Raw genomic sequence first — 19,477 nt, 5'->3', positions numbered from 1 at the left:
CCTACTGAGCCAAATTCTGGGGAGCCATTGTACATCTACGAAGCCGGCGGAACACAGCCCATCATCACCCCCTTTGGAAACTCGCTAAAATTGATCCATAGAAACCGGAACGAAATACTGGTCAGGGCTCATGAGTTATCGGCTCGATTGCAACGTACTTCCAGAGCATGGACTTCGGCAAGTTGCCCTGGCGGAAATCAATACTGCAATCAGCCATACAAAACAGCTTCCCAGTGAGCATGCAGTGCACGAATTGCGTAAGCACTGCAAGAAATTACGCGCTCTACTGCGCCTCGTACAACCAGTTTATCCACTCTTATTCCAGAGTGAAAACATTCACTACCGCAACCTGGCCCACAGCCTCGCTCAGAGCCGCGATCCGGTTTCTATTCGAGGAGCCCTACTTGCGATAGCCCCGCCACACCACTTTCCGACAATGCACACACTGCTGCGCCATATGCTGCATTTAAAAATAGATAAAAGGGCCCTGGCACAGGTCGAACCGTTTCTGATTCAAAGACGGGGGCGTATCGGTAACTGGTCATTAGAGGATGTTCGCTGGGCTCATTTAGAACGCGGATACTGTCGAGGTTACCGGCGAGCGCGAAAAGCTTGGTATCAGGTGCAAAAATTGGATAGCGCGGAGAATCTGCACCAATTGCGCAAACGAGTAAAAGACCACTGGTACCACAGCCGACTGCTTGAAGAAAAATTTCCACAGCCAGCCGCATTACGCTGTGAGCCACTAAAACAATTGGCCCAAGTTCTTGGCGATTGGCGCGACGCCTATTTACTTTGCCGCTTGGCAATTGCCACGGGAGAGAGCCTCGGGAAAGAGCTGATACCAATCTTGGAACTGGGTGACTGGCGCAAAATGAGGCTTCGTCGGGAAATAGAGACTCTTTGCTCTGCGCTCTTCATTAAGGCAAAGTTGAAAGTCAGATAGAAAGTAAAACAGCGCAGGGAAATACCTGCGCCATTGCATTGAAACAAATAACCTCCGAATTTATTCGGCGTCCTGCTCCAATAAACCACCTGAGCGTGCCATAACGTGGAATAGGTAGTTCTGCTCATTGGTACCACTCACCAAGTGTGCACCCGGCCCGCGAGCCCATACGCCTACATCCTCTCCAGCGTGAGACTCGCTGCTCATGGGCACCAGTGCATCCTGCTGGTAATCAAGTGCGACAGTGTCAGTGCTTGTGAGATCATGCCGGCTACCGTCATCATTGGAGCTGTAACCCGGGCCATTGGCATAGGTCAAGGTTGTGTAGGGCAGGCCATCTTCAGCTAATGAAGGAGAGGTTTTAGCCTCACCACTGCTGTCATTACCAATCACCTTGCCAAGAATCGGGTTGCCGCGGGTGGGATAACCGGCAATCGTCATCACATGGCTGTGGTCCGCAGTAACGACTATTAGAGTATCTTCTGCACTGGTGTTATCCATTGCATACTGGATAGCCTCTGCAAATTCCACAGCATCGGTCAGTGCGCGGTGGGCGTTGCCAGCATGATGGCCATGGTCAATACGACCGGACTCTACCATAAGGAAATATCCCTTATCGTTTTTCTGCAGGAGTTCGAGACCTTTAGATGTCATCTCAGTGAGGGAGGGCTCACCCGCAGTATCTTCCTCACGAACAGCTTCATACTCCATGTGGGAAGAGTTGAACAAACCCAGTAACTTGTCGGTTGCAGCGCTGTCTACAGCATTAAAGCCTGTGGTGTCTTCTACGTAAGCAATATTGTTCACACCGTCGTTGTAACGTGTCTTCCACTCATCCACCAAGTTGCGCCCGTCTTCTCGACGCCCGGCTTTCCCCTCGATATCTGTGACGTCACTGGGCAAGAAGTTACGGCGGCCCCCTCCCATTACCACGTCGATACCATCACCAGCCTCCAGCTCAACCAGCTGCGCGGCAATATCAGTGCAACCATCAGGAGCAGACGCTTCCCAGCCACGCTCAGGCACCTTGGCATAGGTGGCTGCCGGAGTAGCGTGGGTAATTCTCGCGGTACTGATAATACCGGTGCTTTTGCCCAGATCCTCTGCCAGCTCAATGGCAGTGGTAAGAGGACGCTCCAGACTGGCGGCACAATCGCCGCGCGCTACATCTTCGGCAACACTTAATACGCCGGCCTTGGTTTTAACCCCGGTAACTAGAGCCGTCATAGTGCCAGCGGAGTCCGGAGTCTGCTGGTTGGTATTGTAAGTTTTCACCAAACCAGCAAAAGGCATTTTTTCAAAGCTCAGCTGGTGCTCCTCACCGGCGAGGCCCTGCTGTTGACCGGCGAGGATACGCGCTGCAGTCACTGTAGAAATACCCATGCCATCGCCGACAAACAGGATGATATTCTTTGCTGCGCCAGGAGTATTATTAATTGCCTGTGCCTGCGCAGCCTCTACAGCCTCTTGGCCCTCTTTGAACCAGTCGCTATCGAGCTGCCCCTGGGGAAGGTTCAACACATCTTCTGGCTCTGGCAGTTCAACCGGATTCGAGCTGGACTTGTCATCACTGCAACCAGCGGCCAGCAGGGCTACGGAGAAAGCCAGCAGGGTCTTTTTAAAATGTCTCATGGTGAATTACCCCAATTATTCTTCTGTCAACGACAGGTCAGTCGCAGCAGTCATCACATGGAAAAGCGCACTTTGCTCCAGGCTACCCTGTACCAACTTGGCTCCAGCACCAATGGCATGCAGGCTGATATCTTCACCCGCGTGACTCTCTGATTCCAGGTGAACTAGAGCCTCCTGATGAAAACCCGGTGCCTCGGTGTCTACGCCAGAGAGATCTTTACGGCCGGTATCAGCAGCTATGCCATAACGTTCATCCGCATCGGTATTCTCACCCAGGTCGGCAAAGCCCAGACCATTGGCATAGGTCAGCGTGGTAAAAGGCAAGTCGTCCGATGCGGTTTCCAGTTCCGCCTTGGCTGCGCCGCTACTGTCATTCTCAACCACCTTGCCGAGAATGGGGTTACCACGGGTTGGATAACCGGCAATGGTCATCACATGGCTGTGGTCCGCAGTCACCAGGATCAGGGTGTCCTCAAGATCCACCTTATCCAGTGCAGCTTGTACCGCACCCGCAAAAGCAATCGCATCGTGCAATGCGTTGTAAGCATTACCTGCGTGATGGCCGTGGTCGATTCGACCAGACTCCACCATCAGGAAATAGCCATCGCTATCTTTCTGCAGGAGTTCAATAGCAGTACCGGTCATCTCGGCGATACTCGGCTCGTCGCTCTCCTTAGCAATACGGTCCGCATCGTAACTCATATGGCTGCTTGTGAAGAGCCCCAACAGCTTGTCTGTAGAGGCGAGATCCACGCTCGCCAGTTCAGCTCCAGTCTGCACATATTCAGCATTCTGTTCACCTTCATAGCGCTGTAGCCACTCATTGGTAAGATCGCGCCCGTCTTCACGCTTGCCACCTGTATCGGTCGTTGTAAAACTGCGACGGCCACCACCGAGCATCACGTCGATGCCATCCCCATATTCCAGTTCAATCATTTGCGTGGCGATATCCACACAATTTCCTTCAGCTTCGTACTCCCAGCCACGCTCTGGACTACGCGAATAAGTGGCGGCGGGCGTGGCATGAGTCAATCGCGCGGTTGAGACGATGCCAGTTGATCTGCCACGATTTTCCATCAACTCGAGGAAAGTATTCAGCTCTTTGCCTTCAGCACTGACGCAATCAGCACGCAATGCATCTTCCTCAATATTAATGACTCCGGCGCGGGTTTTTACACCGGTCATCATCGCAGTCATGGTACCGGCAGAGTCCGGGGTCTGCTGGTTGGTGTTATATGTTTTGATCAGAGCGGAATAGGGAAACTCCTCAAAAGAAAGGGCATTTTCCTCACCATTCTCACCGCGCAGTTGACCTTCAAGAATACGTGCAGCAGTCAACGTGGATATACCCATACCGTCGCCGACAAAAAGAATGACGTTCTTTGCAGTCTTTGCTTCTCTGGAGAGGGCAGTACGCTCTTCCAGACGATCGGCAGCGTCGGTATACCAGTCACTTTTGGTTTGGTAGTCAGGCAGGCTTGCGGCAGAAACCGCTGAAGCGAGAGGAATTAAACAAAAGGCGCTAAGCGCGCGGGCAAGTTTGTTTGCCACGATGAGCCTCCGGAACTCGTAAATTTGGCGAGCATTAGAGTCCGGAAATATGACAAAAGAATTACGCGCCGATTAACTTCTGGCTTTCATCGCCACAAAGCTTAGTACGGGCGTTAAGACTGTAAAAACACAACCACAGCAATATTACAGAATTGCGAAAAAACAGTGAGAGATTATTGTTTTTTCAGTATTTTCAATGGGTGGGGAAATAGACAAGTGCACCGCTATACGGCGCACCCCGTACTAGCCGATAAACTTCACCACACTTTCATCAGGATCGCGTCCCTTACCCTCAGCGCGCAACCGCTGCAGGTAGCTCTCCCAGTTAGCATTATATTTCTCGGCGAGTTCACGCAGGTATTCCCAGGTATAAATACCTGTGTCGTGGCCATCATCAAAATCGATTTTCAGCGCATAGCGACCAGCGGCCTCTATTTTGTCGATACCCACGTGCATTTTTCCATCCACCAGAACCGGGGCACTGTTGCCATGACCACGCACCTCGGCACTGGGGGAGTAGACGCGCAAATACTCTGCCGGCAAGGTAAAGTCGCCATCAGCAAATACCAGCTGCAAGTTTTTCTCTGCGCGATTTAATCGGATTTTTTGCGGTTTCATTTACAGGATAAAACGCGAAAGGTCCTCATTTTGGCTGAGCTCGCCCAGGTGGGTATCCACATAGGCAGCATCTACATTCAGGGTTTTGTCTCCGTCACCAGCATCGAAGGAAATCTCCTCCAACAGGCGCTCCAGTACGGTGTGCAATCGACGCGCACCAATATTCTCCGTGCGCTCATTCACCTCGTAGGCCACCTCTGCAATGCGGCGGATTCCGTCTTCAGTAAATTTCAGCTCCAGGCCCTCTGTAGCAAGCAGAGCTCTCTGCTGCTCGGTCAGGGAAGCGGATGGCTCAGTGAGGATGCGCTCAAAGTCTGCCGAAGTGAGCGAGCTTAACTCCACACGGATTGGCAGTCGGCCCTGCAACTCTGGGATCAGATCCGATGGCTTGGACAGATGGAAGGCACCTGAGGCGATAAACAAAATATGGTCTGTCTTGATCATGCCGTACTTGGTGTTAACAGTACTGCCCTCAATCAGTGGCAGTAGATCTCTCTGAACACCCTCACGAGACACATCGGCACCGCCACTCTCCTGACGCTTGGCCACTTTGTCGATTTCATCGATAAAGACAATACCGTTCTGTTCGGCGGCACGAATCGCACTGGTTTTAATATCTTCATCATTAACCAGCTTGGCCGCCTCTTCATCAGTCAGCTGCTTTATGGCCTGCTTAACCGGTAATTTGCGCTTGCGGGTCTTGCCCTGGGACATATTCGAGAACATGCCCTGTAGTTGATTAGTCATTTCCTCCATACCTGGAGGCGCCATAATCTCTACGCCCACTGGCGCAGCTGCCATATCTAACTCCACTTCCTTATCGTCGAGTTCTCCCTCCCGCAATTTCTTACGAAACAACTGGCGGGTACTGGAATCCTTGTCATTGGGCTCAGTGGAGCGCGCTGGCGGCAATAAGGCATCTAAGATACGCTCCTCCGCAGCATCCATAGCACGCTGCTGCACACCGGACATAGCCAGCTCACGCTCCTGCTTCACAGCCATCTCGACAAGATCGCGTACGATCGACTCCACATCGCGGCCAACATAGCCCACCTCCGTGAACTTGGTTGCTTCTACCTTAATGAAGGGCGCATTGGCCAACTTTGCCAGACGGCGGGCAATTTCAGTTTTGCCCACACCGGTGGGGCCAATCATCAGGATATTTTTCGGGGTGATCTCGGCGCGCAAATCCTCGGTCACCTGCATACGGCGCCAGCGATTGCGCAGTGCAATCGCTACGGCGCGTTTGGCGTCCTGCTGGCCGACTATATGGCGGTCGAGCTCATGGACGATTTCTCTGGGGGTCATCTGGGACATATCAATTCAATTCCTGCAAAACATATCGGCGGTTCCCTTTGAGGGACCGCCCGGCCAATGGCGCCTAAAGAGCGCGAGGCACTTAAAAATTCAATTCTTCGATGGTGTGGTTCTGGTTGGTGTAAACACAGATATCACCGGCGATTTTCAGGCCCTGCTCAACAATTGCACGGGCATCCATATCGGTGTTGTCGAGCAAAGCCCGTGCCGCAGACTGGGCAAAAGGCCCACCAGAACCGATGGCGATCAGGTCATCTTCCGGCTGAATAACATCACCATTGCCGGTCACGATCAGGCTGGCAGTCTCGTCGGCCACAGCTAACAGGGCCTCGAGGCGGCGCAGGGCACGATCGGTACGCCAGTCTTTGGCCAGCTCCACAGCGGCGCGGGTCAATTGCCCACCATGGGCTTCCAGCTTGGCCTCGAAGCGCTCAAACAGGGTAAAGGCATCGGCGGTACCGCCGGCAAAACCGGCAATCACCTTGTCCTTATACAGGCGACGCACCTTGCGCGCATTGCCCTTCATAATGGTGTTACCCATGGACACCTGGCCGTCGCCGCCAATCACAACTTTGCCGTTGCGGCGACAGGATAAAATGGTGGTTCCGCGATACTGTTCCAATGGAGACCTCTCGGATTACGCGTGAGCTTCAGCGCAGAAGGTGGTTACCAATCGCGCCGGGAATTTCATTCAGGTTAGATAAGTGAGGACGGCACGCGCCGATTTCAATAAGGAAGGGGCAATTGCTGTACCCGGAACCCAGTATCCACTGTGGTTTTTTGCTTCAAAGCCAAAGCCGCCCACGTTAATTTGACCAAAAGTGAGAGAGTAAATAGCTTTATCTACCATGCTGGGCAGAAAGCCCTGCACATTAATCAGTTGGCTGGACGTTTCAGCACCAGCGGCATCAGTCTGTGCTCAGCCAGTACCTGTCGGGCCTTTGCCATACGCGAGCGGTTGTCGAAAGGCCCAACCAAGACTCTGTGCCAGGTTCCGCGACTATCACTAGCTGACTCGACTTTAACATCCAGATTGGCCAGGGTAAGTTGCACACGCAGGCGCTCGGCTTCAGCCGCCTCACGAAAGGAGGCTGCTTGCAGAATGTAAACCTGTTGTGGGGGTTCACTAACTGCCCCCTGCCCGGTATTGGAATCCTGCTGACGACGAGCGGGCTCGGCCACCTTGGGGGGAGGTACGGAAACCTCGTTTTCCTTCAGCATTGTGTAGAAATCAAAGCGCGGCTGAGTGCGCTCCTCAACCCTCGGTTTGGCCGCCTGTGGTTTGCCACCGCTAGCGCCTTTACCCTCCCCAGCAATACCGTATTGCAGAAGCAGAAATACCGCGAAACCGCCAACAATATTTCCCAGGAAGAACCAACCCCAGGCGGGTTTTCCCGCAGAACTTTTACTGCGGCGATTGGTTTTGCGACGGCTCATTGAGGATTTCTTCCCTGGGTGATCTGCTCAGCAGGGGAATTGTACCGCCAATTAGGCTGGGGGCATTGAATTCCAGCAAAATTTACGACAATTCCTGTGCATCCATATCTATCGCCCAGCGCAGACGACGGTTTTTATTTCCCTCTGCCCAGACACATAAGCGCGCCAAAAGAGGCTGCAGTTGCGCGCGATTCTGCGCAGTAACCTGTATATAGAAACGGAAACGCCCGGATTTGCGCTCCAACAACGCGGGCACTGGCCCCAGATACTGTAACTGCGGTGAAGGGGGTGCCAGGGACTGCATAAACATTCTCGCATTGTGCAGGAACTCCTCAGCCCAGGAGGGCTCTTCGCACTCCGCCCGCACGAGAGCCATTGCATTGGTAGGGGGCAGCTGCGCCACCGCGCGATCGCGCAGTAATTGGCGCGCAAAACTACCGTAGCCTTTCTCCAATAACATCTGTAACAGGGGGTGTTCAGGAAATCGGCTCTGCACCAGTACCCGACCGCTCAGACTGCCGCGCCCTGCACGTCCAGCCACCTGCTCCAGCAACTGACCAGTACGCTCCGGGGCGCGGAAATCTGCACTAAACAGGCCACCATCCGCATCCTGAACTACTACCAAGGTCACCCGCGGCAAATGGTGACCTTTAGCCAGCATCTGGGTACCCAGGAGCAAACAGGGCTCTCCATCGCGCGCCGGAGCCAACAACCGGTCCAAGGCCAGCTTACTGGTCGTGGTGTCCCGATCCACACGGATTACCGGATATTCGGCAAAGCGCCGCGCCAACAACTCCTCACTGCGTTCAGTACCCCCACCCAGGGCGGAGATAGATCGGCTGTGGCACTGGGGGCAACTATCAACTAGTGAACAACGGTAATCGCAATGGTGGCAACGCAACTGACGCAAGCGCCGATGCATGGTGAGCTTGCTGGAGCAGTGGGGGCAATCGGCCAACCAACCACAATCATCACAGGTGAGGGCGGGAGCGAAGCCGCGCCGGTTAATAAAAACCAAAACCTGTTCACCACGCGCCAGGGTTTCCCCTATATGGCGAAGCACCTGGGGGGAAAATCCCTCCTCCAGCGGCTCGCGCAGAGTGGGCACCACATGGATCTGCGGAGGGCGCGCATCCCCCGCGCGCTGGCGCATGCGCAAATGCTGGTAACGGCCATTCAACGCGTTATGCAGGGTTTCCAGGGAGGGCGTGGCGGAGCCCAATAGCACCGGAACATTGGCATTGCGCGCCACCACCACTGCAAGATCCCGAGCTGAGTAGCGCACACCATCCTGTTGCTTAAAGGAAGCATCGTGCTCCTCATCCACTATCACTATGCCAAGTCTCGGCATTGGCGTCATAATCACCGAGCGGGTGCCAATCACAATATCGGCCTGCCCCGCCACTGCAGCGAGCCAGGACTGGGCCCGCTCGCCTTCAGCCAGGCCTGAATGCAGAGCCGCAATGCTGCGCTTGGGGAAACGCGAAGCTATACGCCGTAGGGTCTGAGGGGTAAGTCCTATTTCTGGAACCAGGAGTAGCGCCTGGCGCCCCTCAGCCAAAACCCGCTCCATCAATTGCAAGTAAACTTCGGTCTTGCCACTGCCGGTAGTGCCCTCAAGGAGGGAAGCGGAATAGTGGCCGCAATCCACCGAATCCAATACCTTTTGCTGTTCTTCACTCAATTGCGGCGCCGGAACCGGTTCTGCTACCGGTAGCGGTGGTGGAACGGTAGGGCCAGAGCTCCAATTAACAAGGCCGCGCTCCTGCAAGGCGCGCACTATCGTCGATGTATGCCCCAGGGCTTTCAGGTGAGTACGGCTTTGCCTTCCCTCACTGAGCAACAGTTGCAACAGGGCTTGTTGTTTTGGTGCCCGCGCCAATGCTGACTCGGGCAAACCCTTGCCCTCGGTAGTGAGCTGCAACCATTGCTCGGCCCAGTGGTCTGCGGGCTTGCCCTTACGCAGAGCGGCGGGCAGTGCGGCTGCATACACTTCACCAATCGGGGCCTGGTAATAATCGGCGATCCAGGAAAGGAATCCCAGACTGACTCTACTAAACAGCGCCGTTTGGTCAATCACCCCCAGGGCGGGCTTTAAATGTGCAAACGATGACTTCTGCACAACGTCTACCAATACCGCAACCAGTTTGCGCCCGGCAAAGGGCACCCACAGCCGCTGCCCCGGTATTAATGTCTGCGGATCCAGGCCCTCTGGAGGCAGGTAGTCGAACAGGCGCCGCAACGGTACTGGTACCGCCAAGCGTAAAATGACATTCTGTTGGACTGCCTGTTCCACCTCACCCCCACGAACCTCGGTAAAAGGCGCTAGTGTACTGACTGCTCCGGCAAGATACAGAGGCCGATTACTTTTTTATATGGCAATGTGTAACCACCAGGTCGGGTAGCCTTCCTAAGCCAGGCCCGGCCCTATGCTTACCAACACCCCAAAGAGGCAATACCGAGATATCCAGATAAGTCCATTGGCTGAATAAATGGCAATTTAGTGACTGGCTGGATCCCGGTATTTGGACTTGAACCCCGACGCTAATCTGATAGTATGCGCCGACTTTTTAATCAGCCTGGAACCGGTCCGGTTCCTGCTCCAACGACGATACCGTGCCCGGCAACAGATCGAGTGGCGGTTTCGAAAAGAGGCAATCATGAAAGCAGATATCCATCCTAACTACACCGACATCACCGCCACTTGCTCCTGCGGAAACGTAGTCAAAACCCGTTCTACCCTGGGCAAAGACCTGCAGATCGATGTGTGCTCCCAGTGCCACCCCTTCTATACGGGCAAGCAAAAGCAGGCTACTACCGGTGGACGCGTGGACCGCTTCAAAAAGCGTTTCGGCAGCCGCATCGGCAAGTAAACCGAACATTGGGATGCCTGACATCTCGGAAGAGGGCATTGGGGCCACCCCAATGCCTTTTTTTTACCCTTAATACCTATATCTGCTCAAAGGTATGCCCCACGGGCAAAATCGATTCGAATTGCTTAATGTTGTCGATTTTGACGATAAATTTATCCTTCAAAATCACACATTAGCAACTGATCATCCTGAAATTAGCCACTTACTAAGGGCAAAATAGTAAGAAGTACTAGTTTTAGCCTTCCATTAAGCTTGTGGCTACAAGTGCCCCTCGGTTATTCTCTGGCACCCGCAGTAACCGGGATAGCACCGCAGCGTTATCCCAAGTTTTCGAGAGAATAGCCCCCAAATGACGGATTCATTGCGCCAGGCAGCGCTCGATTACCACGCGCTCCCCACTCCCGGCAAACTTTCAGTTGAGCTGACTACTGCCGCCGAAACCCAAGAGGACCTGTCCCTGGCCTATAGCCCAGGGGTAGCCGAACCGGTACGCGAGATAGCCAAAGACCCAGAGGCCGCTTATCAATACACTGGTAAGGGCAACTTGGTAGCTGTTATTTCTAATGGCAGCGCCATTCTCGGCCTCGGCAATCTGGGGCCATTGGCTTCCAAGCCCGTTATGGAGGGGAAATCACTTCTGTTCAAGCGCTTCGCCGATATCAATTCGGTGGATATCGAGGTGGACGTCAATAGCCCGGAGCAATTTATCCAGACTGTTGCCGCTATCGCCAATACCTTTGGCGGCATCAACCTTGAGGATATAAAGGCGCCGGAGTGCTTCCATATTGAAGAGGCACTGATAGAGCGCTGCCCGGTACCGGTATTCCACGACGACCAACACGGCACAGCTATTGTGACCGTAGCGGGAATGCTCAATGCACTGGAAATCCAGGGTAAAAAAATCAGCGAAGTGCGCATGGTATGCCTGGGCGCTGGCGCAGCTGCTACCGCCTGCTGCAAGCTAATGTTGGCTGCCGGTGCGCGCAAAGAGCAAATCACCATGCTCGACAGCCGTGGGGTAATCCACTCCGGGCGCACCGATATCAACGCCTACAAAGGCGAGTGGGCACGGGATACCGATATGCGCACCCTCGACGATGCCATAGCCGACGCGGATGTGTTCCTCGGCGTATCCGGACCAGACCTGCTATCTGCCGAGCAGCTGCAACGAATGGCACCCAGGCCGGTAGTCTTTGCCTGCTCCAACCCCAACCCGGAAATCAAGCCGGAGCTGGCCCACAGTGTGCGCGAAGATCTGATTATGGCTACCGGGCGTTCGGACTATCCAAATCAGGTCAATAATGTGCTGTGCTTCCCCTTTATTTTCCGCGGCGCTCTGGATGTACGTGCGGCACGGATCAATGAAGAGATGAAACTCGCGGCAATCGAAGCCATCCGCAAAATTGCCCACCTGCCCGTTCCCGACTCAGTTCGTGAAGGCTACGGTGGTATAGAACTAAGCTTTGGCTACAACTATATTTTGCCCAAGCCCACAGACCCGCGCCTGCTGCCCGAGGTCGCTGCTGCAGTAGCCCGCGCGGCAGTGGATAGTGGCTGTGCTCGCCTGCCTTACCCCGAGCACTACCCGCTGAAATCTGTATAGCCATCCCCACCTCACCCCGTGGGAGCGGGCGTTTGCCGCGTTCGCTCTCACGGACTCCTTGAGCCATACAGCACCCGTCGCTAAACTGCCTTTCTGTCACAGCATCAAAGTTGCCCAACATAATGAGTCATGTGTATGTGCTGGCCAATCAGCACCAGCAGTTCCTGAGCAAAAGTGGTGAATGGCTGGATGGCCGTGAGCCCAATAAACTGTTTCGCAGCGAACACAAAGACGTCGCCATCAATCAGATGTTCGAAGCCAACACACGTGATGTCAGCCTGCGCATCGAATTGCTGCAATGTGAGCTGAATAACAAGGGACAACCGCTAGTACCAGAAGAGGCCCTTGCCGACATTTCTCCTCTGCAGGGTGACCCGGAAATTGAGCCGAACACGCCAGAGGAAATGCCTGAGCAGGAACCTCCTGAGCTGGAGCCCCAGGCAGAGCCGGAGGTATCCCCGGAACCGGCTCCCGAGGTTGTACCTGAGCAACCCCCAGAAGAAACGCCCGCTCATCCCAGCGAGAAAACATCGGAATCAGAGTCAGCCGCTTGAGCGGTAACTCTCACTGAACCGGCACAGTCGCTCTATCCAGCGACGCAAGAGAAAGTTCCGGTAGTACCAAGGAGATTCGAGTGCCTATTCCCCATCTGGCCGCCCTGTCTCAGGCCAAACCTGTGCAATTACTCAAGGGCATACGCCGTGGACTCGAGAAAGAGAGCTTGCGGGTTGCCAGTGACGGTACCTTGGCGGCAACCCCCCATGCGCAAACACTGGGCTCAGCCCTCACCCACGAGAGTATCACTACCGATTTTTCCGAGGCGCTGCTGGAATTTATCACACCGCCGGTAGCCACCCCCGAGGAGGCGTTGCGGATACTCGACCGTATCCACCGCTACACCTATAGCCAGATCGGCGATGAGCGCCTGTGGGTCAACAGCATGCCCTGTGTAATCGGTACCGATAATGATATCCCGGTAGCCCGTTACGGCAATTCCCATAGCGGTGCCATGAAAACTATTTATCGGCTCGGTCTTGGCCTACGCTACGGCCGCGCCATGCAGACGATCGCCGGTATCCATTACAACTTTTCTCTGCCCGATGATTTCTGGCTGTGGTTGCACGAGCTCGAGGGCAGCAGCGAGTCCTTGAGTGAATTCAAGACCCGTCGCTACTTTGATTTGATCCGTAATTTCCGCCGCAATTACTGGCTGTTGATTTATCTGTTTGGCGCAGCGCCAGCTGTGTGCTCGTCTTTTGTGGAAGGGCGTGAACACAAGCTTGAGGCGTTTAACGGCGATAGCCATACTTTACACGTCCCCCATGCCACCTCACTGCGTATGGGCGACCTGGGCTACAACAGTGATGTGCAGCAATCCCTGATCGTTTGCTACAACAACCTGCGCAGCTACCTCTCAACATTATGTTCTGCCATCAGTCGTCCCTACGGCCCCTATCAGGAGATGGGAGTGAAAGATGGCGATGAAAATTACCAACAGCTGTCTACCGGCATACTGCAGATCGAAAATGAATTCTATTCGCCCATTAGGCCCAAAAATCCGGCCAAGCGCGGTGAGACAGCCCTGGCTGCTCTGAACAATCGCGGGGTCGAGTATGTCGAGGTCCGCTGCCTCGATCTAAACCCGTTTATGCCTCTGGGTATTGATGCCCAGCAGATGCGTTTCCTCGACAGCTTCCTGCTTCACTGCCTGCTCACAGAAAGCCCCAAAACCAACGATACCGACTATCGCGCTACCCAGGAAAACCAGCAGCGCATTGTCTATCGCGGCAACGAGCCAGGCCTGTTGCTGCGCTCCGGCAATGGCGAGCGCAAACTCGAAGACTGGGCTTCTCAGCTTTTGGGGGAGATGAACTCCGTTGCTGAGCTGCTCGACAGTGCTTGGGGTGGCGACCAGTACCGCTGTGCCGTTGGCGTTCAGCGTGCAAAAGTGAAGGGGGAAATCCCCACTCCTGCGCAGCAGATCTTAGCCGAAATGGATGCGCAGAAACTGAGCTTCTACCAATGGGCCATGGAAAAAGCCGAGCAGCATCGACACTACTTTCTCGAGCGCCCTCTCGACAGCGATTCAGTCCGGGACTTCTCCCGTCAAGCTGAGGAATCGCTGCTCAGGCAAAAGCAGGTGGAAGCGGGAGATAAAGGCTCTTTTGAGGAGTTCCTCAGCCACTACTACGCACAATATATTTGTTGTCAGGACTAGTCGGCCACCGGCGTCTGACCGGGTGTGTGGGCTCGAACGGATCGATAGTATGAACTACCTCGCACACCTGTTGCTGTCCGGCCCCGAAGCGCGCTGGCGCCTGGGTGGACTCCTGGGTGACTTTGTCAAAGGGCCACTGGTTGGCGAAAGGCCCGCAGCCATTGAGGCCGGCATCAAGTTGCACCGGCGGATTGATGCGAGTACGGATGAACATACCGCCTACCGCGACGCCCTGGCAAGCCTGGACCCCAGGTGGCGCCGCTATGCCGGTATTGCGCTGGATATTTGGTTCGATCACCTGCTGGCACAAAATTGGCACACATGGCACCCACAGAACCTGGAAGAGTTCTGTACCGAATGCTGGAGAGACTTTCGCAGCGACAGCGCGTATATTCCGCCGCAAGCCAAAGCGTTTATGGCGCGTGCTGAGCAGTTTAAACTGCTGCAGAGCTACCGCGAAGAGCAAGTGGTAGCCCTCACTTTGGAGCGGGTTGGGCAGCGCTTGCGCCGCCCGGTGGCCCTACAGGAAATGCTGCCCGAGCTGATCGCCGGGCGGGAAAAGCTGGAACACAATTTCAATAAACTACTGACCGACTTGAATCTCGAAGCCTCCCGGTTTCGGCAGCATTATTCAGGATCTGATAAATCATGACCTTACCCAACCCACGCATCACTTTTCTGATTGTTTTCCTAATGGTTGCCTTCCTGCTGGGCTCTGCGTTCTACTTGGAATACGTTCGCGGCCTGGAGCCCTGCAAGCTCTGTATCACCCAAAGGGTAATGCTGCTCGGTGTGGGAGTGGTTTCCCTGATTGCCTTCCTGCACAACCCGGCCACCATAGGCAGGCGCGTCTACGGTCTGCTGGTATCCATCTGGGCCCTGGGCGGACTTTACTTTGCCGGCCGCCAGTTATGGTTGCAGAGCCTACCCGAAGACCAGGTGCCCGCCTGTGGTCCCAGCGTGAGTTACATGCTGGAAGTTTTTCCCATGGCCGATGTTCTCAAGGCACTTTTGAGTGGTGACGGTAACTGTGCAGAAGTCCAGTGGACAATGATGGGCCTGAGTATTCCCGGCTGGTCCGCGATCGGCTTTGGCGGCCTGGTCCTATTCGGTGCCTGGCAGGCATTCCGCAAAGCTTGATAAAAAATGGCGGCTCCACCGGGCCGCACTCCAAAATGACTCCACCCGCCCTGAGCAACATATTTCACTGGCTGATTGGCACCGCCATTCTGTTTGGTTGTGAACGCCTCGGCACCCTTGCCAGCACAATGCTCGCACTTCCTGTTCCCGGCGCGGTGGTAGGTATGCTACTGCTACTATTTGGGTTGATGGTGAATGGAGGCATACCACGTGGCCTCGCCCAAATCAGTGCCCAGCTGCTCTTCCTGTTGCCACTACTTTTCCTGCCCGCTGCAGTGGGCGTCTTTTTTCTACGTGACCTTGCCCCCGCAGACTGGCTTGCGCTGATCGCTGCGATTGTAATCGGCACCCTAATCAGCCTAGTCCTGTGCGCCATGCTACTGCAGAGGCTATTAAACAAGGCCGGTAGTAAATGGTAGTGGCTAACTGGCTGCACAGCTCTCTGTTTGCCTTACCGCTGAGTCTGGTGGCTTTCTGTATCGGCGTTTACTTTTACCGCCGCAGCGGTACAGTACTATTGCACCCAATAGTGACCGCCAGCCTGATAGTAGCGGCGCTGCTCCATACCTTGAATATTCCCTACAGCGATTATCAGCACTCCAGTACACTGCTCTACGCACTACTCGGTCCAGCAGTAGTGGCCCTGGCAGTGCCACTGAAACAGAACCTGGCAGTGATTCGCCGGGCCGGCTGGCCACTGCTGGTAACGATTGCCGTAGGGGCAGTCCTGGCACCGGTTGTCGCTATCATAATCGCCCTTTTATTTGGCGCCGGGGAATCCGTATTACTGGCTCTCAGCGGCAAATCTGTCACTACCCCGATTGCCCTGGCTTTGGCCGAAAAAATCCACGCAGCATTGAGCCTCACCGCGGGCATCGTAGTCCTCACTGGAGTGGTTGGTGCCCTGGCCGGACCACCGTTACTAACTCTGCTTGGTATTCGCGATAAGCGTATCCTCGGGGTGGTTCTAGGTATAAACGCCCATGCCGTAGGCACCGCTCGCGCTTTCGAAATCAGTGCCCTTTGTGGCGCCTGCTCTGCCCTTGCCATGGGACTCTGCGGCGCGCTGACTGCACTGGTCCTGCCGCTGATTATCAGTAGCTGAACAGCTTTCAATTCCCCATAATCGAATTCGCACATCTGTCACAGTATTTTGGCGTAGTTTACTCCCTCTATCTTGCTGCCGGCGGGGGAATCTCCTATCTTCCATAAAGTCTTCGACATCGGCAATAAAGCTGGCCACTGCGGCAACAGTAACAAAGGGACATATTGGAGATGCTGGAAAATTGCAAATCGGCGCGGGAGCGCTGGGGTGGTGTAAGCGAAATAATCGACCGCTGGTTACAGTCGCGGCAAAATTTGCTGGTGAGCTTCTATCATCTCTCTGAAAAAAAAGAGTTCAGTGAAGACGACCCTGAAACTGAGGATCGTGTGCGCCAGTTGTGCCAGCTGTTGGTGGATTATGTCTCGGCAGGTCACTTTGAAGTCTATGAGCAATTAATGCGAGAGGGCCAGGCATTCGACGACAAGTCGGGACTTAAAAAAGCCTGTGAGCTGTACAAAGATATCGATACAACGACAGACATCGCCGTCGATTTCAATGATAAGTACTTAGAGACAGATGATCTCTCCAGCCTGGCCCCGGATCTATCCGAACTCGGGGAGGCGTTGGAAACTCGATTTAGCTCCGAAGACAAGATGATCGCCCTGCTGCATACCGCACATAAAAACCAGATTGTCTGAAAGCAGCAATAAAAAACCGCTCTTATAGTTCGCAATTTAACTCCTGTTACTGTGAAACTAAATGTATTTACAATTTTCTATTGGTTATTCGAAAGCGGTTTACTAGCGCTCAAAAGCTTCCTACCAAAAAATAAAAAAGGGCGCCCTTTAGGCACCCTTTTTCAGTAAAGTCTAAAAAGTCAGATTATTCAGGCTTTGGCTCTTCCTTCTTTTCTTCTTCTTTTTTCTTGGTCTCTTCTTCACCACCAACATTGGCCTTGTGCAACTCCACTTCAAAAATCAGGGTCGCGTTCGGGCCGATTTTGCCACCGGCACCACCGGGGCCATATGCCAATTCAGAAGGAATATAAAGTTCCCACTTGGAACCTTCCTTCATTAGTTGCAGGGCTTCAGTCCAACCTTTGATAACGCCGTTTACCGGAAACTGTACCGGCTCACCACGGGCGTAGGAGCTGTCAAACTCCTCACCGTTAATCAGGGTACCTTTGTAGTCGACTTCAACAGTGCTGCTGGCGGAAGGCTTGCTGCCGGAACCTTCAGTAATCACTTTGTACTGCAGGCCTGAATCAGTGGTAATCACACCTTCCTTTTTCGCATTCTCTTCGAGGAACGCCTTTCCTTCAGTCAGGTTTTTATCAGCAGTTTCCTTAAACTCCTGTTCCTGCTTGGCCAGCATTTCCTGCTGCTTCTTCTGCATCTGCTCCTGGAAAGCAGCAATGGTCTGTTGCTTATCTTCGTCTGTCAGACGCGATTCATGGTCACTGGCAACATCATTGAGTGCCATCAACACCACCTGAGGGTCCAGCTTCACGTCCTGGGCTTGAAGACGCTTGGCCATATCTTCAGCAATGATATAGCTGACCTTCTTCTCCTGGGTATCCAGGGTAACTTCTTTTTCCTGCTTGGATCCCTGTTCGTTACAGCCGGTCAGCGCCAGGCCAAGGGCAATTGCTGCAGCCAAAGGGTATTTATTCATGGATGTTGTCTCTTTGTCCGTATTGCGTTTATGGATTCGCGCTTGACCTTGGTCCAACGCCATCAGCGGTTTCTCGGGCAATGCTGTTGCGGCCTCCAGCCGCCAGGCGCACGCTATCCGCCAGTGCGCTCAAGTCTAACCCAAGGCGACAGCCAGTGCATACCGATGACTTTCACACTGTGCAGGACACCACATTCCCTATGCCAGTTCCGGTCTCTTCCATAAAAAAACGCAACCCGCGCTTTTTTCACCGCACTCGGCATACATTTTTATTAAAAACAGCGCTATTATCGACGAGTCACCGGTTATTGTTCTGGACTGTTTGAGGTGCTTTTCAGTTTTGGGGCAATATTGCAGTGCGCGCGTCTCTTCTTCAGCGGTATCGATCGTATTTAAGGCAAGGCTAGTGCACCACCCGGAAGTGCCAATCGATAATAAACGTCAGGACATTTACTCATGGCTGCCAAACGAAAAGCTGTCAATCCGGTCGCAGAGCTGGAAGCACAAATTTCCAAGCTCTCTGCAAAACTGGATAAAGCCCGCAATAAAAAAGTCACCGATGCCGGCAAGGCGGTATTAAAAGCCGGAAAAGCTCTGACTTCGGCAAAGGAAAAACTGGCCAAGGCCAAAACCAAGCTTAGCGAAGCCCGCGCCGCGGCTAAAACGGCCAAGACCGCCGCTGCACGAAAACGAGTCGATACCGCCAAAGCCAATGTGGAAAAACTCAATGAAGTATTCCAATTGGCTAAGAGTTCGGCAGCGGAGGCCAAAGATAGTCAATCCCTGGCTAAAGCCGAGCTTAAAGCTGCAGAAGCAGTGCGCAAAATCGCAGCCAGAACAGAAAAAGAGCTCGCTAAGAAGCAACCCAAGGCTAAGAAGGCTCCAGTAGTTAAAAAAACTGCTGGAGCTAAAAAGGCTACAGCAAAAACTGCCACTAAAGCTGTGAAAGCAGCTGGTACTAAAACGAGCAAAAAACCAGGAGCTAAAAAAGCTACTGAAAAGAAAGTTGCTACGAAAAAGGCCAGCGTACGCAAAAGCACTGCAAAAGCTACAAATTCCACTGCGAAGAAAGCCGCTGCCAAACCCGCTAAAGTCAGCACTACTCACAAAGCGACAAAGCCCGCCAGCAAAAAAGCAACCTCGGCCAAAGCTGCTTCAACAGCAAAAGCTTCTGTTGCGGCTAAGCCTAGATCTGAAAAGCCTGTGCAGGCAAAAGGCGGTGACTCCGTTACCGTAGAAAAAGCTCCAAAGGAAGCAAAAGCCTTTGTAGCTACCGAAGAGAAGAAGCCGGTGGAGTCCACACCTCCTAACCCAACTATTACACCAACCACTCCCGCCAACAGCCTGTTCTCCTCGGAAAACCGTAGCAGCGAGTGAGGGCTTCAGGCAATTGATTTACTGCGCCCAGCCGACCAACGCTCTC

Annotated in this window: 19 protein-coding genes; 11 read left to right on the top strand and 8 right to left on the bottom strand. The window is 53.9% G+C overall.

From position 1 onward, the window contains the following. Positions 1 to 130 precede the first annotated feature (130 nt). The gene (locus ABWV76_RS10210) at positions 131 to 946 is read left to right on the top strand and encodes a CHAD domain-containing protein (RefSeq protein ID WP_020414019.1); all 816 of its coding nucleotides are present in this window, start codon (positions 131 to 133) and stop codon (positions 944 to 946) included. A gap of 60 nt (positions 947 to 1,006) precedes the next feature. Here ABWV76_RS10210 and ABWV76_RS10205 read toward each other — a convergent pair whose 3' ends face one another. The 7 genes from ABWV76_RS10205 to ABWV76_RS10175 all read right to left on the bottom strand — a co-directional run bounded on the left by ABWV76_RS10205 (position 1,007) and on the right by ABWV76_RS10175 (position 9,797). Further along, complete coding sequence (locus ABWV76_RS10205; protein ID WP_353375893.1) at positions 1,007 to 2,578, bottom strand: alkaline phosphatase; 1,572 nt, start codon at positions 2,576 to 2,578, stop codon at positions 1,007 to 1,009. A gap of 15 nt (positions 2,579 to 2,593) precedes the next feature. Further along, a complete protein-coding gene (locus tag ABWV76_RS10200; protein ID WP_353375892.1) occupies positions 2,594 to 4,129 on the bottom strand; it encodes an alkaline phosphatase in 1,536 nt (511 codons plus the stop codon). 243 nt (positions 4,130 to 4,372) lie between these two features. Further along, a complete protein-coding gene (locus tag ABWV76_RS10195) occupies positions 4,373 to 4,747 on the bottom strand; it encodes a gamma-butyrobetaine hydroxylase family protein (RefSeq protein WP_020414016.1) in 375 nt (124 codons plus the stop codon). Continuing rightward, a complete protein-coding gene (gene hslU / locus ABWV76_RS10190; protein ID WP_020414015.1) occupies positions 4,748 to 6,064 on the bottom strand; it encodes an ATP-dependent protease ATPase subunit HslU in 1,317 nt (438 codons plus the stop codon). It abuts the gene before it with no gap. 82 nt (positions 6,065 to 6,146) lie between these two features. Continuing rightward, positions 6,147 to 6,686, bottom strand: coding sequence for an ATP-dependent protease subunit HslV (gene hslV, locus ABWV76_RS10185; protein WP_020414014.1), 540 nt, complete (start codon positions 6,684 to 6,686; stop codon positions 6,147 to 6,149). A 254-nt stretch (positions 6,687 to 6,940) separates the two neighbouring features. After that, entirely contained in the window at positions 6,941 to 7,501 is a 561-nt protein-coding gene (locus ABWV76_RS10180; protein WP_020414012.1) for an SPOR domain-containing protein, read from the bottom strand. A gap of 82 nt (positions 7,502 to 7,583) precedes the next feature. After that, positions 7,584 to 9,797, bottom strand: a complete 2,214-nt coding sequence (locus tag ABWV76_RS10175; RefSeq protein ID WP_353375891.1) for a primosomal protein N' — start codon at positions 9,795 to 9,797, stop codon at positions 7,584 to 7,586. A 364-nt stretch (positions 9,798 to 10,161) separates the two neighbouring features. On the opposite strand from ABWV76_RS10175, the gene rpmE reads away from it, so the two are divergent. The 9 genes from rpmE to ABWV76_RS10130 all read left to right on the top strand — a co-directional run bounded on the left by rpmE (position 10,162) and on the right by ABWV76_RS10130 (position 17,078). Beyond that, the gene (gene rpmE / locus ABWV76_RS10170; RefSeq protein WP_083922744.1) at positions 10,162 to 10,374 is read left to right on the top strand and encodes a 50S ribosomal protein L31; all 213 of its coding nucleotides are present in this window, start codon (positions 10,162 to 10,164) and stop codon (positions 10,372 to 10,374) included. 349 nt (positions 10,375 to 10,723) lie between these two features. Then, complete coding sequence (locus tag ABWV76_RS10165; protein ID WP_020414009.1) at positions 10,724 to 11,977, top strand: malic enzyme-like NAD(P)-binding protein; 1,254 nt, start codon at positions 10,724 to 10,726, stop codon at positions 11,975 to 11,977. A gap of 122 nt (positions 11,978 to 12,099) precedes the next feature. After that, the gene (locus tag ABWV76_RS10160) at positions 12,100 to 12,531 is read left to right on the top strand and encodes a hypothetical protein (RefSeq protein ID WP_353375890.1); all 432 of its coding nucleotides are present in this window, start codon (positions 12,100 to 12,102) and stop codon (positions 12,529 to 12,531) included. Positions 12,532 to 12,611: 80 nt separating this feature from the next. After that, positions 12,612 to 14,195, top strand: coding sequence for a glutamate--cysteine ligase (gene gshA / locus ABWV76_RS10155; RefSeq protein ID WP_353375889.1), 1,584 nt, complete (start codon positions 12,612 to 12,614; stop codon positions 14,193 to 14,195). A gap of 49 nt (positions 14,196 to 14,244) precedes the next feature. Next, on the top strand, positions 14,245 to 14,847 hold the full coding sequence (locus tag ABWV76_RS10150) for an acyl carrier protein phosphodiesterase (protein WP_020414006.1): 603 nt from the start codon (positions 14,245 to 14,247) through the stop codon (positions 14,845 to 14,847). Further along, the gene (locus ABWV76_RS10145; RefSeq protein ID WP_020414005.1) at positions 14,844 to 15,335 is read left to right on the top strand and encodes a disulfide bond formation protein B; all 492 of its coding nucleotides are present in this window, start codon (positions 14,844 to 14,846) and stop codon (positions 15,333 to 15,335) included. The genes ABWV76_RS10150 and ABWV76_RS10145 overlap by 4 nt, the downstream gene beginning before the upstream one ends. A 35-nt stretch (positions 15,336 to 15,370) precedes the next feature. Beyond that, complete coding sequence (locus ABWV76_RS10140; RefSeq protein WP_353375888.1) at positions 15,371 to 15,754, top strand: CidA/LrgA family protein; 384 nt, start codon at positions 15,371 to 15,373, stop codon at positions 15,752 to 15,754. Next, the gene (locus ABWV76_RS10135) at positions 15,748 to 16,440 is read left to right on the top strand and encodes an LrgB family protein (RefSeq protein ID WP_020414003.1); all 693 of its coding nucleotides are present in this window, start codon (positions 15,748 to 15,750) and stop codon (positions 16,438 to 16,440) included. Before ABWV76_RS10140 ends, ABWV76_RS10135 begins: the two co-directional genes overlap by 7 nt. A 170-nt stretch (positions 16,441 to 16,610) precedes the next feature. Further along, complete coding sequence (locus ABWV76_RS10130; RefSeq protein WP_020414002.1) at positions 16,611 to 17,078, top strand: Rsd/AlgQ family anti-sigma factor; 468 nt, start codon at positions 16,611 to 16,613, stop codon at positions 17,076 to 17,078. Positions 17,079 to 17,262: 184 nt separating this feature from the next. Here the strand turns inward: ABWV76_RS10130 and bamJ are convergent, their stop codons facing one another. Continuing rightward, positions 17,263 to 18,054, bottom strand: coding sequence for a BamJ family beta-barrel-assembly machinery protein (gene bamJ, locus ABWV76_RS10125; protein ID WP_353375887.1), 792 nt, complete (start codon positions 18,052 to 18,054; stop codon positions 17,263 to 17,265). A 456-nt stretch (positions 18,055 to 18,510) separates the two neighbouring features. Between bamJ and ABWV76_RS10120 the strand changes: the two genes are divergently transcribed. Then, positions 18,511 to 19,431, top strand: a complete 921-nt coding sequence (locus ABWV76_RS10120) for a hypothetical protein (protein WP_020414000.1) — start codon at positions 18,511 to 18,513, stop codon at positions 19,429 to 19,431. Positions 19,432 to 19,477 lie beyond the last annotated feature (46 nt).

Origin of the sequence: Microbulbifer sp. NBRC 101763, from assembly GCF_040371615.1 — a bacterium.
Classification (GTDB): domain Bacteria; phylum Pseudomonadota; class Gammaproteobacteria; order Pseudomonadales; family Cellvibrionaceae; genus Microbulbifer; species Microbulbifer variabilis.
Note: the sequence above shows the minus strand (reverse complement) of the source record. Positions and strands in the feature narration are given on the sequence as shown.

Coding starts and splice junctions, on each gene's coding strand:
- ABWV76_RS10210 (WP_020414019.1), top strand. CDS start 131: ATGAGTTATCGGCTCGATTGCAACGTACTTCCAGAGCATGGACTTCGG.
- ABWV76_RS10205 (WP_353375893.1), bottom strand. CDS start 2,578: ATGAGACATTTTAAAAAGACCCTGCTGGCTTTCTCCGTAGCCCTGCTG.
- ABWV76_RS10195 (WP_020414016.1), bottom strand. CDS start 4,747: ATGAAACCGCAAAAAATCCGATTAAATCGCGCAGAGAAAAACTTGCAG.
- hslU (WP_020414015.1), bottom strand. CDS start 6,064: ATGTCCCAGATGACCCCCAGAGAAATCGTCCATGAGCTCGACCGCCAT.
- ABWV76_RS10180 (WP_020414012.1), bottom strand. CDS start 7,501: ATGAGCCGTCGCAAAACCAATCGCCGCAGTAAAAGTTCTGCGGGAAAA.
- rpmE (WP_083922744.1), top strand. CDS start 10,162: ATGAAAGCAGATATCCATCCTAACTACACCGACATCACCGCCACTTGC.
- ABWV76_RS10165 (WP_020414009.1), top strand. CDS start 10,724: ATGACGGATTCATTGCGCCAGGCAGCGCTCGATTACCACGCGCTCCCC.
- ABWV76_RS10160 (WP_353375890.1), top strand. CDS start 12,100: ATGAGTCATGTGTATGTGCTGGCCAATCAGCACCAGCAGTTCCTGAGC.
- ABWV76_RS10150 (WP_020414006.1), top strand. CDS start 14,245: ATGAACTACCTCGCACACCTGTTGCTGTCCGGCCCCGAAGCGCGCTGG.
- ABWV76_RS10145 (WP_020414005.1), top strand. CDS start 14,844: ATGACCTTACCCAACCCACGCATCACTTTTCTGATTGTTTTCCTAATG.
- ABWV76_RS10140 (WP_353375888.1), top strand. CDS start 15,371: ATGACTCCACCCGCCCTGAGCAACATATTTCACTGGCTGATTGGCACC.
- ABWV76_RS10135 (WP_020414003.1), top strand. CDS start 15,748: ATGGTAGTGGCTAACTGGCTGCACAGCTCTCTGTTTGCCTTACCGCTG.
- ABWV76_RS10130 (WP_020414002.1), top strand. CDS start 16,611: ATGCTGGAAAATTGCAAATCGGCGCGGGAGCGCTGGGGTGGTGTAAGC.
- bamJ (WP_353375887.1), bottom strand. CDS start 18,054: ATGAATAAATACCCTTTGGCTGCAGCAATTGCCCTTGGCCTGGCGCTG.
- ABWV76_RS10120 (WP_020414000.1), top strand. CDS start 18,511: ATGGCTGCCAAACGAAAAGCTGTCAATCCGGTCGCAGAGCTGGAAGCA.